The organism is Lewinella sp. W8, from assembly GCF_004375085.3.
Classification (GTDB): domain Bacteria; phylum Bacteroidota; class Bacteroidia; order Chitinophagales; family Saprospiraceae; genus Neolewinella.
On the sequence record NZ_SNAQ03000064.1, the window covers coordinates 1 to 635 of the forward strand.

Sequence of the window (635 nt, forward strand, 5' to 3'; positions counted from 1 at the left end):
AAGGAGGTCACCGCCGGGCCGTTCTCTTCACCGGCTGCGTTCTCGCAGTTGTCCAGTTCCGTGGCCGTAAACGTACGTGTGATCACCACGTCGTTACACTCGGGGTCTTCTTCGTCGAAGGTCGCCACGTCGTTCACACACACCTGCAGGCGCGGGGCACAGCCGTCGCTGAACTCAGGAACGATCGCCGTACCCGCACCGGGATCAAAGGCGACCAGGTCCAGACGGTCGCGCAGGGCCGTGGCCATCGTACCGGGTACCGTGCGGAAGACACCCTGAGCGTCCCGCTCCACAATCCAGCAGCGGCTGATGTTCACGTCCAGCATCGTCAGCATGATCTCTTCGAAGTCCGTGCAGGGAAGCACTTCGTCTTCCGGAGTCGTCACCACCGCCGGTGGCGTCTTGTCTTCGGCGTTCACCACACCCCAGCAGGTCTCGAAGTTGTCCAGCGTCAGCGGGCTCTCCGGCGGCGTGAAGCTGAAGTTGCTGATCCGCAGATCACTCGTCGCATCCGGGTTGTCCGAAAGGCTGGGCGTAAAGCCATCGTCGTCGATGCCGATGAAGAGCGTAAAGCCGGCTTCTACCGGGAACTCCAGACGGCCCGTAGCGGCAATGTCCGTATCCAGCAGTACCTC

At 62.2% G+C, this 635-nt stretch carries 1 protein-coding gene; it reads right to left on the minus strand.

The features are described 5' to 3' along the window. On the minus strand, positions 1 to 635 hold a 635-nt coding region (locus E1J53_RS24075; protein ID WP_173021627.1), incomplete at both ends, for a hypothetical protein.